The sequence below is a fragment of the Enterobacter quasiroggenkampii genome (assembly GCF_043972695.1).
Taxonomy (GTDB): Bacteria; Pseudomonadota; Gammaproteobacteria; order Enterobacterales; family Enterobacteriaceae; genus Enterobacter; species Enterobacter quasiroggenkampii.
In genome coordinates this window covers 821,422-837,330 of the sequence record NZ_CP143745.1, presented here as the reverse complement: position 1 = coordinate 837,330, position 15,909 = coordinate 821,422, and the positions used below count along the sequence as shown (strand labels likewise).

Below are 15,909 nucleotides of genomic sequence, written 5' to 3'. Positions count from 1 at the left end.
TGAGCACTGCAAAGGCAGGTTCTTTAAGGTAAGGAGGTGATCCAACCGCAGGTTCCCCTACGGTTACCTTGTTACGACTTCACCCCAGTCATGAATCACAAAGTGGTAAGCGCCCTCCCGAAGGTTAAGCTACCTACTTCTTTTGCAACCCACTCCCATGGTGTGACGGGCGGTGTGTACAAGGCCCGGGAACGTATTCACCGTAGCATTCTGATCTACGATTACTAGCGATTCCGACTTCATGGAGTCGAGTTGCAGACTCCAATCCGGACTACGACGCACTTTATGAGGTCCGCTTGCTCTCGCGAGGTCGCTTCTCTTTGTATGCGCCATTGTAGCACGTGTGTAGCCCTACTCGTAAGGGCCATGATGACTTGACGTCATCCCCACCTTCCTCCAGTTTATCACTGGCAGTCTCCTTTGAGTTCCCGGCCTAACCGCTGGCAACAAAGGATAAGGGTTGCGCTCGTTGCGGGACTTAACCCAACATTTCACAACACGAGCTGACGACAGCCATGCAGCACCTGTCTCAGAGTTCCCGAAGGCACCAATCCATCTCTGGAAAGTTCTCTGGATGTCAAGAGTAGGTAAGGTTCTTCGCGTTGCATCGAATTAAACCACATGCTCCACCGCTTGTGCGGGCCCCCGTCAATTCATTTGAGTTTTAACCTTGCGGCCGTACTCCCCAGGCGGTCGACTTAACGCGTTAGCTCCGGAAGCCACGCCTCAAGGGCACAACCTCCAAGTCGACATCGTTTACGGCGTGGACTACCAGGGTATCTAATCCTGTTTGCTCCCCACGCTTTCGCACCTGAGCGTCAGTCTTTGTCCAGGGGGCCGCCTTCGCCACCGGTATTCCTCCAGATCTCTACGCATTTCACCGCTACACCTGGAATTCTACCCCCCTCTACAAGACTCTAGCCTGCCAGTTTCGAATGCAGTTCCCAGGTTGAGCCCGGGGATTTCACATCCGACTTGACAGACCGCCTGCGTGCGCTTTACGCCCAGTAATTCCGATTAACGCTTGCACCCTCCGTATTACCGCGGCTGCTGGCACGGAGTTAGCCGGTGCTTCTTCTGCGGGTAACGTCAATTGCTGAGGTTATTAACCTCAACACCTTCCTCCCCGCTGAAAGTACTTTACAACCCGAAGGCCTTCTTCATACACGCGGCATGGCTGCATCAGGCTTGCGCCCATTGTGCAATATTCCCCACTGCTGCCTCCCGTAGGAGTCTGGACCGTGTCTCAGTTCCAGTGTGGCTGGTCATCCTCTCAGACCAGCTAGGGATCGTCGCCTAGGTGAGCCATTACCCCACCTACTAGCTAATCCCATCTGGGCACATCTGATGGCAAGAGGCCCGAAGGTCCCCCTCTTTGGTCTTGCGACGTTATGCGGTATTAGCTACCGTTTCCAGTAGTTATCCCCCTCCATCAGGCAGTTTCCCAGACATTACTCACCCGTCCGCCGCTCGTCACCCAGGAGCAAGCTCCCTGTGTTACCGCTCGACTTGCATGTGTTAGGCCTGCCGCCAGCGTTCAATCTGAGCCATGATCAAACTCTTCAATTTAAGTTTGATGCTCGTGAATTAAACTTCGTAATGAATTACGCATGTTCACTCAGAGACTTGGTATTCATTTATTGTCCGAAGACATTAAGAATCCATGTCACTTTGAGTGCCCACACAGATTGTCTGATAAATTGTTAAAGAGCAGTGCAACGCGGCTTTTGCTCACCGTTGCGAGGTGGCGTATATTACGCTTTCCTCTTTCAGAGTCAACCCGTTATTTCAGGATTTTTTCTCTTCAACCGAACCGCTTGTTGTGTGAAGTGATTCACATCCGCCGTGTCGATGGAGGCGCATTATAGGGAGTTCTCCGCAGGCCGCAACCGCTAAATGACAGAAAAATGACTGACTGCTGCATTCCACAGCAAAACCCCGCCTTATACCTTTTTACGCACAGACTTATCCACAATGATACGAAAAAGTAAAAATGTGCGAGCGTTGCGCAAACGTTTTCGTTAAAATGCTCGCGCTTAACAAGGATGCCTCGTCAGGTGTGTTAGATGAGTTTTTCACAGGAAAATTCATCTAACGCTCTCTGTAATCGTGAAATCCAGGGGATTTACCATGCAACAACGTCGTCCAGTCCGCCGCGCTCTGCTCAGTGTTTCTGATAAAGCCGGTATCGTCGAATTCGCTCAGGCACTTTCTGCACGCGGTGTGGAGCTGCTTTCCACAGGTGGAACCGCTCGCCTGTTAGCAGATAAAGGTCTGCCGGTAACCGAAGTGTCCGATTACACCGGTTTCCCGGAAATGATGGATGGACGCGTCAAAACCCTGCATCCGAAAGTCCACGGCGGTATTCTTGGCCGTCGCGGTCAGGACGACGCCATTATGGAACAGCACGACATCGCGCCGATCGACATGGTTGTCGTTAACCTCTACCCGTTTGCCCAGACCGTTGCCCGCGAAGGCTGCTCTCTGGAAGATGCTGTAGAGAACATTGATATCGGCGGCCCGACCATGGTGCGCTCTGCGGCCAAGAACCATAAAGATGTCGCCATCGTGGTAAAGAGCAGCGATTACACCACCATTATTAATGAGATGGACGCCAACGAAGGGTCGCTGACCCTGGAAACGCGTTTCGACCTCGCCATCAAAGCCTTCGAACACACCGCGGCGTACGACAGCATGATCGCCAACTACTTCGGTAGCCTGGTACCGGCTTACCACGGTGAAAGCAAAGATCCTTCCGGCCGCTTCCCGCGCACCCTGAACCTGAACTTCATTAAGAAGCAGGATATGCGTTACGGTGAGAACAGCCACCAGCAGGCAGCCTTCTATATAGAAGAAGAGGTAAAAGAAGCCTCTGTTGCAACCGCTCAGCAGGTGCAGGGCAAAGCGCTCTCCTATAACAACATTGCCGACACCGACGCGGCGCTGGAATGCGTGAAAGAGTTCAGCGAGCCGGCCTGCGTTATCGTCAAGCACGCCAACCCATGCGGCGTGGCGGTAAGCACGTCGATTCTGGAAGCTTACGATCGCGCATACAAAACTGACCCAACCTCCGCGTTCGGTGGCATCATTGCCTTCAACCGTGAGCTGGATGCGGAAACGGCTCAGGCCATCATCTCCCGCCAGTTTGTCGAAGTGATCATCGCGCCATCGGCCTCCGAGGAAGCGCTGAAAATCACCGCGGCAAAACAGAACGTGCGCGTACTGGTTTGCGGCCAGTGGGCAGAACGCGTGCCGGGCCTGGACTTCAAACGCGTAAACGGCGGTCTGCTGGTTCAGGATCGCGATCTGGGTATGGTGACAGAAGCCGACCTGCGCGTGGTGACCAAACGTCAGCCGACCGAACAGGAACTGCGTGACGCGCTGTTCTGCTGGAAAGTGGCGAAGTTCGTGAAATCCAACGCCATCGTCTACGCGAAAGAGAACATGACCATCGGGATAGGCGCAGGCCAGATGAGCCGCGTTTACTCTGCGAAAATCGCGGGTATTAAAGCAGGTGACGAAGGTCTGGAAGTCAAAGGCTCCGCCATGGCCTCTGACGCCTTCTTCCCGTTCCGTGATGGTATCGACGCAGCAGCCGCTGTCGGCATCACCTGCGTGATCCAGCCAGGCGGTTCAATCCGCGACGACGAAGTGATTGCCGCTGCCGACGAACACGGCATCGCGATGATCTTCACCGACATGCGCCACTTCCGCCATTAATTCCCGGAGCTGAAAATGAAAGTATTAGTGATTGGTAACGGCGGACGCGAGCACGCGCTGGCGTGGAAAGCGGCGCAGTCTCCGCTGGTGAAAACGGTCTTCGTGGCACCGGGCAACGCCGGTACCGCACTGGAACCCGCGCTGCAGAACGTGGCTATCGGCGTGACCGACATTCCGGCGCTGCTCAGTTTTGCCCAGAGCGAGAAAATCGACCTGACCATCGTCGGCCCGGAAGCGCCGCTGGTGATTGGCGTGGTGGATGCGTTCCGCGCAGCGGGCCTGAAAATCTTCGGCCCAACGGAAGGCGCCGCGCAGCTGGAAGGCTCCAAAGCCTTCACCAAAGATTTCCTCGCGCGTCATAACATCCCGACGGCGGAATATCAGAATTTCACTGAAGTGGAGCCTGCTCTGGCCTACTTACGTGAGAAGGGCGCGCCGATTGTTATCAAGGCCGACGGACTGGCCGCCGGTAAAGGCGTGATCGTCGCGATGACGCTCGACGAAGCCGAAGCCGCGGTTCAGGACATGCTGGCAGGTAACGCCTTTGGCGATGCGGGCCACCGCATCGTGATTGAAGAGTTCCTCGACGGTGAAGAGGCGAGCTTTATCGTCATGGTCGACGGCGAGCACGTTCTGCCGATGGCCACCAGCCAGGATCACAAGCGTGTGGGTAATGGCGACACGGGTCCTAACACCGGCGGGATGGGCGCTTACTCCCCTGCTCCGGTCGTGACTGACGACGTCCACCAGCGCACCATGGATCGCATCATCTGGCCTACCGTGAAGGGAATGGCAGCAGAAGGGAATACCTACACCGGTTTCCTTTACGCAGGTCTGATGATCGACAAGCAGGGTAACCCTAAGGTCATCGAATTCAACTGCCGCTTTGGCGATCCGGAAACACAGCCCATCATGCTGCGCATGAAATCCGATCTGGTGGATCTGTGCCTGGCAGCCTGCGATGGCAAGCTGGACGAAAAAACCTCCGAGTGGGACGAGCGTGCGTCTCTCGGCGTGGTGATTGCTGCGGGTGGTTATCCGGGCAACTACAGCACCGGAGATGAAATCCACGGTCTGCCGCTGGAAGAGAGGGAAGGTGCGAAGGTGTTCCACGCCGGTACGAAGCTGGCTGAGGACGATCGCGTTCTGACCAACGGCGGCCGCGTGCTGTGTGCAACCGCGCTGGGCCATACCGTGGCAGAAGCGCAGAAGCGCGCCTATGCGCTGATGGCGGATATTCACTGGAACGGTAGCTTTAGCCGTCAGGATATCGGCTATCGCGCGATTGCGCGCGAGCAGGGGGAGTAATTCCTCCTCGCCCTCACCCTCTCCCACGGGGAGAGGGAATCGTTCGTAGGCCGGATAAGCGTCAGCGCCATCCGGCTTAATCCACAGAACTCAGAAACTCTTCTCTGTCGGCTGCCAGGTGCAGAAGTCTTCGTTCGCCACCAATAGCAATTGAGAACCTTCCGGCGCTTCCAGCCACGCCACACTCACTTCCATTGATGAATGACGCTGACGGCGTTGAATGTGTTCGGTCGCCCAGGACTCGAGCTCAGGCTTGACCGTTTGCCCTTCGCAGGTCGTCACCGTCCCGTCATTATGCCAGCGCCCCTGGCGCAGCACGACGCGTCCCAGACGAAGCGCATCGCTGGTCTGGCGGATTTGTTCGGCCCGGTAACGGTAGAGGGCGATTTGATCGCTGGAAAGCTGCTGTTTTTGACCGCTGACTTCGCGCTGCATAAAGCTCAGCTCGCCATGGTCGTCAAAACGCACTTTCACGTGTTCGGGGGTCTTGCTGTAGACGTTCAGCTCAATCAGCGACAGGTCATCTCCCTGCCAGCGATACTCCGCCGTCGATGTATTGCCGCTATGCCACGGGCTAAAGGCAGAAAGCAGATGCACTTCGCCGCCGGAATCTTTACGCCAGATCCTGACCGCGCCCTGGTTGTCCGCGTAGCCGCTGGCGGTAAACGGCGGCAAAGCGGTGTCGTGGCTACAGGCTGACAGCAGCAGCATGCCTGCCAGCGCGAGCGTTCCGCGCCAGAAAGACAAAAGGGGCGTTGCCGCCCCTTCGCTAAAACTGTTCACTGCCACGCGTCTTACTTAACTGCGTCTTTCAGTGCTTTACCAGAAACAAATGCCGGCACGTTCGCTGCGGCGATTTTGATTTCTTTACCGGTCTGCGGGTTGCGGCCAGTACGCTCAGCGCGGTGGTTCACTTTGAAGGTACCGAAACCAACCAGTTGTACAGCATCGCCTTCTTTCAGAGACTCAGTAATAGCAGCCAGGGTAGATTCCAGAGCAGCTTTAGCCTGCACTTTAGACAGATCAGCCTTGTCCGCAATTACATCAATCAGTTGAGTCTTGTTCATAAGTTATCCTTTCAATGTGTTTATCGCTTGCTAAGCATCGAGTGCGACGAAAATGCCAAAAAAGCACTCTCCTGCATACACGCACCGATAGCCACTTTTTTTCGCCCCCCAAATGTAGACCAGACAAGGGGCGAAAGGGAAGAGTCGAGGAGCGACAAAACGGGCGTTATCTCAAGTTTTCTTATCTCATTGGTTAAAAATTATACCAATATTACTCTCGCCGGCCTCACGTAAGTCCGCACGCAGCCCTTTTATCAGTTCAATATCGCGTTCTTCACACTCTGCCAGCAGGCGGAAAATTTCCCACTGGATATCCCATTCTTGCTCAACGGCCGGGTTTGCGCGCAGCTCTTCATCGGTCATTTCGCGACCTTCCTGGGTCATTTCCAGCATCGCTACGGTAGTGATAGAGGCCTTACTGACTTCGATAGCGTGCTCCAGCGTCTCACCGCTCAGGCGGGAGTGGAGCAATTCGCTTAACGCCACACAGGCATCAATTGCCGGGTAGACGCCGTACAGGTCAAAATCATCCGCCACCGGAATCGCCTCTTCCAGCTTTTCGAGCTGAGAGTCGAAATTCACCTTCGCGTCTTTCACCGTCAGCGTTTCCCAGATCAGATCCAGAATACGGCGGTAGATATGGCCATCACCAAAGCCCGTCTGCTTGCAGAACGCGGCATAGTTGGGATACATGCGCTCGCACAGGCAAGCCATAAAGGTGACGTGCTGCCAGCTTTCCAGCTTTTCAAGGCGCAGGTGAATCGGGTTTTGTAGCATGATGATCTCTCGAATCGAAAATTAGGCGCAGTTTACCTGAATCATCGCTGAATTTCCTGCCAACGAACAAAAGCCGGACGCGAAGAGGCCACCGCGTCAGCCCAGCGCGTCGGCTCCGGTAAACGGTAGCCCTTCATGCAGCGTTGTACCCACGCCAGAGCACTGTCCATGCTCACCCGATGGCCGGTGGCGATGAACAGCGGATTACAGCGCGCCTTGCTGCGCCAGACCCACGCCAGCTGCTCGCCCTTATGGATGAGCGGCGCCAGCGCACCCGGCTCGGCGGAGAGTGGCTCAAACGCCCCGCACAGGCGTTTCTTGGCAACGCCAATGGTCGGCACATCCACCAGCAGCCCAAAGTGGCTGGCAACGCCTAAGCGGCGCGGGTGTGAGATCCCGTGCCCATCGACAAACAGCAGGTCAGGTTTTTGCGAGAGCTGCTCCCACGCTGCCAGCAGCGCGGGATATTCGCGAAAGGAGAGAAAGCCGGGAATATAGGGCATGGTGGTGGCAATACGCGCGACCTTGTACTCCACCAGCTCGAGCGAAGGGTACTTCAGTACCACCATCGCCGCTCGCGTCACGTCCCCACCCTGCTCGAACCCGACGTCTGCTCCGCCAATGTACTGCGGAGGATCCTTATCCAGACGATCCTCGCGGATCACCGATGAGGCCAGTTCGATTTGTTGAGCGCGTAGCGACGCGAGATCCATAACGACTCCTTACTTGTGATACTGGGCAGAAAGCCGATGCACCGCCTCCACAAATACGCCTGCGTGCTCTGGCGGTACATCCTGATGAATACCGTGGCCGAGGTTAAAGACGTGGCCTTCCCCCTGGCCGTAACCAGACAGTATAGTCGACACTTCTTCTTCAATGCGGGCAGGCGGCGCATAGAGCATGGACGGGTCCATATTGCCCTGCAGCGCCACTTTGTCGCCCACGCGGCGGCGGGCATCGGCAATATCGGTGGTCCAGTCGAGACCCAGCGCGTCGCAGCCGGTGGCGGCCATCGCTTCCAGCCACTGGCCGCCACCTTTGGTGAACAGCGTCACCGGCACGCGGCGACCTTCGTTTTCACGCAGCAGGCCGTCGACGATTTTATTCATGTAGTACAGGGAGAACTGCTGATAATCGCGGCCGGTCAGCACGCCGCCCCAGGTGTCGAAAATCATCACCGACTGCGCACCCGCCTTAATCTGCGCGTTCAGATAGAGCGTGACGCTCTTCGCCAGCTTGTCGAGCAGCGCATGCAGGGCCAGCGGCTCGGCGTACATCATCTTTTTAATCAGGGTGAAGGCTTTACTGCTGCCCCCTTCCACCATATAGGTCGCCAGCGTCCACGGGCTGCCGGAGAAGCCAATCAGCGGCACTTCGCCTTTCAGCTCGCGGCGAATGGTGCGCACGGCGTTCATCACGTAGCCCAGTTCACCTTCCGGATCGGGGATCGGCAGCTTGTCCACGTCGGCTTTGCTTTTGATCGGAGAGGTGAAACGCGGGCCTTCACCCGTTTCAAAGTACAGGCCCAGGCCCATGGCATCCGGAATGGTCAGAATATCCGAGAAGAGGATCGCCGCATCCAGCGGGAAGCGGCGCAGCGGCTGGAGCGTCACTTCACAGGCCAGCTCGGCGTTTTTGCACAGCGACATAAAATCGCCCGCCTGCGCGCGCGTGGCTTTGTATTCTGGCAGATAGCGTCCCGCCTGGCGCATCATCCACACCGGGGTGACATCAACGGGCTGTCGCAGCAGCGCACGCAGATAACGATCGTTCTTCAGTTCGGTCATTTTTGCAGTTCCTTAAGCGTCATGGCCTCAGTGTAACACTACTCATACTCGGCCCGACACATCGCTACGGTATCTTCTATCAGCCGGCGCGCCACGGTGCCCGGCGGTGGTAACAGCGGTAAATCGTCGTAGCGATACCAGTTCGCGTCCAGCAGCTCTTTCTGATCGATAACGATCTCGCCGCTGTCGTATTCGGCCATAAAGGCCGTCATCAGCGACTGCGGGAACGGCCACGGCTGGGAGGTGACGTAGCGCAGGTTCTTCACTTTGATCCCGCTCTCCTCCATCACCTCGCGCGCCACCGCCTGCTCCAGCGTTTCGCCCACCTCGACGAAGCCGGCCAGCACGGTGTGAACGCCGTTGCGATGGCGGGTATGTTGCGCCAGCAGGATGGAATCCTCCCGGCGGATAGCGACGATAATGCACGGCGCAATCTGCGGATAGTAGCGTTCGCGGCAGTGGCTGCAGAGCATCGCCCATTCGGTTTTGCTCGGACGCATGGTATGACCGCAGTAGCCGCAGTATTTGTGCGAGCGATAAAACTCCGCCAGCTGCACGCCGCGCCCCGCCAACTGGAACAGGCCCACGTCCAGATCCAACACCTGGCGAACGGATCCCATATCCTGACGACGCGCTTGCTGGATCAACCACACGGGCTCACCCTGCCACTCGCCGATCTTTAGCGCTGGCTGGCCCACGAGATCGAACGTTTCCGCCGCACCGTAGGGCAGTTCTCCACCGGGCAACCATAATTTTTGTTCGTGGCTGACGATCCACCAACCCAGATCTGATTTTTCAATAATACGATCCATATCTATTGCACTACCTTCGCTTCACTGACATGTTGTTAGCATTGTGGTTACATTCTGGATAAGCAGATTCAATCCTACACTTTGCGGAGTCGACCATGTTAAACCAGCTAGAAAGCCTGACTGAGCGCGTTAGAGGAAGTAACAAACTGGTGGATCGCTGGCTTCATGTGCGCAAGCATCTACTCGTGGCTTATTACAATCTGGTCGGCATTAAGCCTGGCAAAGAATCGTTTATGCGGCTGAACGAAAAAGCGCTGGATGATTTTTGTCAGGGCCTGGTCGACTATCTGTCTGACGGCCATTTCAATATTTATGAACGCATTATCCGCGAAATGGAAGGGACAACGCCGTATTTAGCGGCCAGCAAACTCTATCCGCTGCTGGAGGCCAACACCCAGCAGATCATGGATTACTATGATTCCACGCTCGAGAATGCCATCGATCACGATAACTACCTTGAGTTTCAGCGGGCATTATCCGACCTCGGTGAAGCGCTGGAGGAGCGATTCACGCTGGAAGATAGACTGATTAGCCTCGTCCTGGATGCCAGTCCCGAAGATAACGTCGCGCGCCCGGCTTGAGTTCTTAATCGTTAACGAGTAATTTACAACCATTCGCCCCTCTCACGAGGGGGATTTTTCTTGTCGGAGTGCCCAGAGCGAAAGCCGGGCTGAGACCGTTAATTCGGGATCCGCGGAACCTGATCAGGTTAATACCTGCGAAGGGAACAAGAGTCACACTGCTGTTGTATCGCCCCCCCGGGCGATCCTCTCTTGCTTCATCCGTCGTCTGACAAGCCATGTCCTTCACTTTTGGAATGAGCTATGTCTACTGCAAAACTGACCCGCCGCGAACAGCGCGCACAGGCCCAACACTTCATCGACACCCTGGAAGGCACCGCTTTCCCGAACTCGAAACGCATCTATATTTCCGGCTCGCAGGCCGATATCCGCGTCCCGATGCGCGAAATCCAGCTCAGCCCGACGCTTATCGGCGGCAGCAAAGAGAATCCGCAGTATGAAGACAACGAAGCCGTACCGGTGTATGACACCTCCGGCCCGTACGGCGATCCCTCTGTTACGATCAACGTTCAGCAGGGTCTGGCAAAGCTGCGCCAGCCGTGGATAGAGGCGCGTAACGACTGCGAAGAACTCAGCGTACGCAGTTCTGCGTACACCAAAGAACGCCTGGCCGACGACGGTCTGGACGCGCTGCGCTTTACCGGCCTGCTGACGCCAAAACGTGCCAAAGCGGGCAAATGCGTGACCCAGCTGCACTACGCCCGCCAGGGGATCGTCACGCCGGAGATGGAGTTCATCGCCATCCGCGAGAACATGGGCCGCGAGCGTATCCGCAGCGAAGTGCTGCGCTACCAGCATCCGGGAGAGGGCTTTGGCGCGCGCCTGCCGGAGAACATCACGCCGGAATTTGTGCGTGACGAAGTGGCCGCCGGCCGCGCGATTATCCCCGCCAACATTAACCACCCGGAATCCGAGCCTATGATTATTGGCCGCAACTTCCTGGTGAAGGTTAACGCTAACATCGGTAACTCGGCCGTCACCTCCTCCATCGAAGAAGAGGTGGAAAAGCTGGTCTGGTCAACGCGCTGGGGCGCGGACACGGTAATGGATCTCTCCACCGGCCGCTATATTCACGAAACCCGCGAGTGGATCCTGCGTAACAGCCCGGTTCCGATTGGCACCGTCCCGATTTATCAGGCGCTGGAGAAGGTCAACGGCATTGCCGAAGATCTGACCTGGGAAGCGTTCCGCGACACGTTGCTGGAGCAGGCCGAGCAGGGCGTCGACTACTTCACCATTCACGCGGGCGTGCTGCTGCGCTACGTGCCGATGACCGCGAAGCGTCTGACCGGTATCGTCTCGCGCGGCGGTTCGATCATGGCGAAGTGGTGCCTCTCCCATCACCAGGAGAACTTCCTCTACGAACACTTCCGCGAGATCTGCGAAATCTGCGCCGCTTATGACGTCTCGCTGTCGCTGGGCGACGGCCTGCGCCCGGGCTCCATCCGTGACGCCAACGACGAAGCGCAGTTTGCCGAGCTGCACACGCTGGGCGAACTGACCAAAATCGCCTGGGAGTATGACGTGCAGGTGATGATTGAAGGCCCGGGACACGTGCCGATGCAGATGATCCGCCGCAACATGACCGAGGAGCTGGAGCACTGCCACGAAGCGCCGTTCTATACCCTGGGGCCGTTGACCACCGATATTGCGCCGGGCTACGACCACTTCACGTCAGGCATTGGCGCGGCGATGATCGGCTGGTTCGGCTGCGCCATGCTCTGCTACGTGACGCCGAAAGAGCACCTCGGCCTGCCAAACAAAGAGGACGTGAAGCAGGGGCTGATTACCTACAAAATTGCCGCCCACGCGGCGGATCTGGCCAAAGGCCACCCGGGCGCGCAAATCCGCGATAACGCCATGTCGAAGGCGCGCTTTGAATTCCGCTGGGAAGATCAGTTCAACCTGGCGCTGGACCCGTTCACCGCCCGCGCCTACCACGACGAAACCCTGCCGCAGGAATCGGGCAAAGTCGCGCACTTCTGCTCCATGTGCGGACCAAAATTCTGCTCGATGAAAATCAGCCAGGAAGTGCGCGACTACGCCGCCACGCAAACCATTGAAGTGGGTATGGCGGACATGTCTGAAACCTTCCGCGCCAAAGGCGGCGAAATCTACCTCAAAAAAGAGGAGGCGTAATGTACCAGCCCGATTTCCCACCCGTCCCCTACCGTTTAGGGCTCTATCCGGTGGTGGACAGCGTGGCGTGGTTAGCGCGACTGCTGGAGGCAGGCGTTCGCACCCTCCAGCTGCGCATCAAGGATAAGCGCGATGACGAGGTGGAAGCCGATGTGGTTGCCGCCATTGCGCTGGGGCGTCGGTATAACGCCCGGCTGTTTATCAACGACTACTGGCGGCTGGCCGTTAAGCACCGGGCGTACGGCGTGCATCTGGGTCAGGAGGACCTGGAAACAACGGATCTGAGCGCAATCCGTGAAGCCGGGCTGCGTCTTGGCGTGTCAACGCACGATGACATGGAGATCGACGTGGCCCTGGCGGCCCGTCCCTCTTACATCGCACTCGGTCACGTCTTCCCGACGCAAACCAAGCAGATGCCCTCCGCACCGCAGGGTCTGATGCAGCTGGCGAGTCACGTTAAACGCCTTGCCGATTACCCCACCGTCGCCATCGGCGGAATCAGCCTTGAACGTGCCCCGGCGGTGCTGGAGACCGACGTCGGCAGCATCGCCGTCGTCAGCGCCATCACCCAGGCCGCAGACTGGCGGTCCGCCACCGAACAGCTTTTACAGCTGGCAGGAGCAGGCGATGAATGATCGCGACTTTATGCGCTACAGCCGTCAGATCCTGCTGGAGGATATCGCCATCGACGGCCAGCAAAAACTGCTCGCCAGCCGGGTGCTGATTGTTGGCCTGGGAGGATTAGGCGCACCCGCCGCGCTCTATCTGACAGGTGCGGGCATCGGCACGCTGGTGCTGGCCGACGACGATGAGGTCCACCTCAGCAATCTGCAGCGGCAAATCCTCTTTACTACCGACGATATCAACCAGCCGAAAGCGAAAATCACCCGGCAGCGGCTGAACCAGCTTAACCCGGATATCGAGCTGATTGCCTTACAGGAGCGTCTTAGCGGTGAAAGCCTGCACCGTGAAGTCGCCCTTGCCGACGTGGTGCTGGACTGTACCGACAACATGGCGACGCGCCAGGCGATCAACGCCGCCTGCGTGGCAAATCATACGCCGCTTATCACCGCCAGCGCGGTGGGGTTCGGCGGGCAAATGATGGTTCTGACGCCACCGTGGACGCAGGGCTGCTATCGCTGCCTGTGGCCGGACGATGCCGAGCCGACGCGCAACTGCCGTACGGCGGGTATTCTGGGTCCGGTGGTCGGCGTGATGGGCACCATGCAGGCGCTGGAGGCTATCAAGCTGCTCAGCGGCATGGAGACGGAACGCAATACGCTGCGGCTGTTTGATGCCCGCTCCAGCGGCTGGCGCCAGCTGGCGTTACGCCGCGCCAGCCGCTGCCCGGTATGCGGAGGCCGCGATGCGCATTCTGTTTAACGATGAGCCGATGAGATGCGACGACGGGCTTACCGTTGCCGCACTGCTCGACAAGCTGCGTCAGCTCAAGCCGGGAACGGCGCTGGCGCTCAATCAACAGATCCTGCCGCGCGAGCAGTGGGAACATCAGCAGGTCAATGAAGGCGACCAGATCCTGCTGTTTCAGGTTATCGCAGGGGGCTGAGATGTTACGTATTGCCGATAAGGTTTTTGATTCGCATCTGTTTACCGGAACCGGAAAATTCGCCTCGCCGCAGCTGATGGTGGATGCCATTCGTGAAAGCGGCAGCCAGCTGGTGACGCTGGCGCTCAAGCGCGTGGATCTGCGCCATCACAGCGATGCCATTCTTGCTCCGTTGCTGGAAGCAGGCGTGACGCTGCTGCCCAACACCTCCGGAGCGAAAACCGCCGAAGAGGCAATTTTCGCCGCACAGCTGGCGCGTGAAGCGCTCGGCACCCGCTGGCTGAAGCTGGAAATCCATCCGGATGCCCGCTGGCTGCTGCCCGACCCGATTGAAACGCTGAAAGCGGCTGAAAAGCTGGTTCAGCAAGGGTTTACCGTCCTGCCTTACTGCGGGGCCGACCCGGTGCTGTGCAAACGTCTCGAAGAGGTCGGCTGCGCCGCCGTCATGCCGCTGGGGGCCCCCATTGGCTCCAACCAGGGGCTGGAGACCCGCGCGATGCTGGAAATCATTATTGAGCAGGCTACCGTGCCGGTGGTGGTTGATGCGGGCATTGGCGTGCCCAGCCATGCCGCGCAGGCGCTGGAAATGGGGGCTGACGCGGTGCTGGTCAATACGGCTATCGCGGTTGCCGACGATCCGGTCATGATGGCGCGGGCATTCCGCCTGGCCGTGGAGGCCGGCCTGCTGGCAAGGGGATCAGGTCCCGGCTCGCGCAGTTTCCAGGCGCAGGCCACCAGCCCGCTGACCGGTTTTCTGGAGGCGATCTCATGAGCACGTTTACCGAGCGCTGGCGACAGCTTAGCTGGGACGACATTGCCCTGCGCATCAACAGCAAAACGGCGGCTGACGTGGAGCGCGCGCTGCATGCCCGTCAGCTGACCCGCGAGGATCTGATGGCCCTGCTCTCCCCGGCGGCCAGCGCGTACCTCGAACCGATGGCTCAGCGAGCGCAGCGGCTCACCCGCCAGCGTTTTGGCAACACGGTGAGCTTCTACGTACCGCTCTATCTCTCCAACCTGTGCGCCAATGACTGCACCTACTGCGGCTTCTCCATGAGCAACCGCATCAGGCGAAAAACCCTTGATGAGGGTGAGATTGCCCGTGAGTGTGCAGCCATCCGTGAAATGGGCTTTGAACATCTTCTGCTGGTTACGGGCGAACATCAGGGGAAAGTGGGAATGGACTATTTCCGTCGGCATCTTCCTGCCATTCGTCGTCAGTTTGCGTCGTTGCAGATGGAAGTGCAGCCTCTGTCGCAGGAGGAGTACGCGGAGCTCAAAACGCTCGGGCTGGACGGCGTTATGGTCTATCAGGAAACCTACCACGAGGCGACGTACGCCCGGCACCACCTGAAAGGCAAGAAACAGGATTTCTTTTTCCGCCTGGAAACGCCGGACAGGCTGGGTCGCGCCGGCATCGACAAAATCGGTCTGGGTGCGCTGATCGGGCTCTCCGACAGCTGGCGGGTGGATTGTTACATGGTGGCGGAACATCTGCTGTGGCTTCAACAGCGCTACTGGCAGAGCCGTTATTCCATCTCCTTCCCGCGCCTGCGTCCCTGCGCGGGAGGAATTGAGCCGGCTTCTCTGATGGATGAACGCCAGCTGGTGCAGACCATCTGCGCGTTTCGCCTGCTCGCACCGGAAGTGGAATTATCGCTCTCAACGCGCGAGTCCCCGGCGTTTCGCGATCGCGTCATCCCGCTTGCGATTAACAACGTCAGCGCATTTTCCAAAACGCAGCCAGGCGGCTACGCCGACGATCGTCCCGAGCTGGAACAGTTTGTACCGCATGATAGCCGACGTCCTGAAGCGGTCGCTGCCGCCCTGACAGCGCAGGGTCTGCAGCCTGTCTGGAAAGACTGGGACAGCTGGCTGGGAAGAGCCTCGCAGTGACGTTGAAACGCACTGCAACACGTTAAAAAATTATCGAGGCACAACGAAAAGGCAAAACCGGAGGATTGTCAGCGATCGTCCGGTTTTTTATTGTCACACGGTCAGCAACGGATGCTGACCAGGGCGAAAAGCTTCTTCCTCGTTTCGCCCTGCCTCTGGTGCATTACACAAACGGTCCCTGCCAGTTTAATAAGTATTTTCTTAATGGTTCTTAAGATAAATCATCCCGTCAGAAATCGTGTGCCGTATAATTCA

General features: G+C 57.8%; 15 protein-coding genes, 1 rRNA gene and 1 riboswitch. Of the genes, 9 read left to right on the top strand and 7 right to left on the bottom strand.

Going from position 1 to position 15,909, the window contains the following annotated elements; all coding sequences use genetic code 11:
- Positions 1-29: 29 nt before the first annotated feature.
- Positions 30-1,569, bottom strand: a 16S ribosomal RNA gene (locus tag V1572_RS04005).
- Between the two features lie 561 nt (positions 1,570-2,130).
- On the opposite strand from V1572_RS04005, the gene purH reads away from it, so the two are divergent.
- Together purH and purD are read left to right on the top strand one after the other, a co-directional pair.
- The gene (gene purH / locus V1572_RS04000; RefSeq protein WP_069720473.1) at positions 2,131-3,720 is read left to right on the top strand and encodes a bifunctional phosphoribosylaminoimidazolecarboxamide formyltransferase/IMP cyclohydrolase; all 1,590 of its coding nucleotides are present in this window, start codon (positions 2,131-2,133) and stop codon (positions 3,718-3,720) included.
- 15 nt (positions 3,721-3,735) lie between these two features.
- Positions 3,736-5,028 (top strand): phosphoribosylamine--glycine ligase, encoded by a 1,293-nt coding sequence (purD, locus tag V1572_RS03995; protein ID WP_045909512.1) that lies wholly within the window; start codon positions 3,736-3,738, stop codon positions 5,026-5,028.
- Between the two features lie 90 nt (positions 5,029-5,118).
- On the opposite strand, the gene V1572_RS03990 is transcribed toward purD, so the two are convergent.
- The 6 genes from V1572_RS03990 to nudC form a co-directional block, all read right to left on the bottom strand.
- Entirely contained in the window at positions 5,119-5,811 is a 693-nt protein-coding gene (locus tag V1572_RS03990; RefSeq protein ID WP_045909513.1) for a DUF1481 domain-containing protein, read from the bottom strand.
- 11 nt (positions 5,812-5,822) lie between these two features.
- Entirely contained in the window at positions 5,823-6,095 is a 273-nt protein-coding gene (hupA, locus tag V1572_RS03985; RefSeq protein ID WP_002445246.1) for a nucleoid-associated protein HU-alpha, read from the bottom strand.
- Positions 6,096-6,281: 186 nt separating this feature from the next.
- A complete protein-coding gene (locus V1572_RS03980) occupies positions 6,282-6,872 on the bottom strand; it encodes a YjaG family protein (protein ID WP_008503468.1) in 591 nt (196 codons plus the stop codon).
- A 41-nt stretch (positions 6,873-6,913) separates the two neighbouring features.
- Entirely contained in the window at positions 6,914-7,585 is a 672-nt protein-coding gene (gene nfi / locus V1572_RS03975; RefSeq protein WP_021242964.1) for a deoxyribonuclease V, read from the bottom strand.
- A gap of 9 nt (positions 7,586-7,594) precedes the next feature.
- A complete protein-coding gene (gene hemE / locus V1572_RS03970) occupies positions 7,595-8,659 on the bottom strand; it encodes a uroporphyrinogen decarboxylase (RefSeq protein WP_395299720.1) in 1,065 nt (354 codons plus the stop codon).
- A 38-nt stretch (positions 8,660-8,697) separates the two neighbouring features.
- Complete coding sequence (gene nudC, locus V1572_RS03965; protein WP_048226934.1) at positions 8,698-9,471, bottom strand: NAD(+) diphosphatase; 774 nt, start codon at positions 9,469-9,471, stop codon at positions 8,698-8,700.
- A 95-nt stretch (positions 9,472-9,566) separates the two neighbouring features.
- Between nudC and V1572_RS03960 the strand changes: the two genes are divergently transcribed.
- The 7 genes from V1572_RS03960 (at position 9,567) to thiH (ending at position 15,654) form a co-directional block, all read left to right on the top strand.
- Positions 9,567-10,052 carry an Rsd/AlgQ family anti-sigma factor gene (locus V1572_RS03960; protein ID WP_045909516.1) on the top strand — a complete coding sequence of 162 codons (486 nt, stop codon included), beginning with the start codon at positions 9,567-9,569 and terminating at the stop codon, positions 10,050-10,052.
- A gap of 54 nt (positions 10,053-10,106) precedes the next feature.
- Positions 10,107-10,215: riboswitch (TPP riboswitch) on the top strand.
- Positions 10,216-10,295: 80 nt separating this feature from the next.
- Entirely contained in the window at positions 10,296-12,191 is a 1,896-nt protein-coding gene (thiC, locus tag V1572_RS03955) for a phosphomethylpyrimidine synthase ThiC (RefSeq protein ID WP_045909517.1), read from the top strand.
- On the top strand, positions 12,191-12,826 hold the full coding sequence (thiE, locus tag V1572_RS03950; RefSeq protein ID WP_395299719.1) for a thiamine phosphate synthase: 636 nt from the start codon (positions 12,191-12,193) through the stop codon (positions 12,824-12,826). The genes thiC and thiE overlap by 1 nt, the downstream gene beginning before the upstream one ends.
- A complete protein-coding gene (locus V1572_RS03945; RefSeq protein WP_277718263.1) occupies positions 12,819-13,574 on the top strand; it encodes a HesA/MoeB/ThiF family protein in 756 nt (251 codons plus the stop codon). The genes thiE and V1572_RS03945 overlap by 8 nt, the downstream gene beginning before the upstream one ends.
- Positions 13,558-13,758, top strand: a complete 201-nt coding sequence (gene thiS, locus V1572_RS03940; RefSeq protein WP_032644502.1) for a sulfur carrier protein ThiS — start codon at positions 13,558-13,560, stop codon at positions 13,756-13,758. The genes V1572_RS03945 and thiS overlap by 17 nt, the downstream gene beginning before the upstream one ends.
- Before the next feature lies 1 nt (position 13,759).
- Positions 13,760-14,530, top strand: a complete 771-nt coding sequence (gene thiG, locus V1572_RS03935) for a thiazole synthase (protein WP_048226928.1) — start codon at positions 13,760-13,762, stop codon at positions 14,528-14,530.
- Entirely contained in the window at positions 14,527-15,654 is a 1,128-nt protein-coding gene (gene thiH, locus V1572_RS03930) for a 2-iminoacetate synthase ThiH (protein WP_395299718.1), read from the top strand. Before thiG ends, thiH begins: the two co-directional genes overlap by 4 nt.
- Positions 15,655-15,909 lie beyond the last annotated feature (255 nt).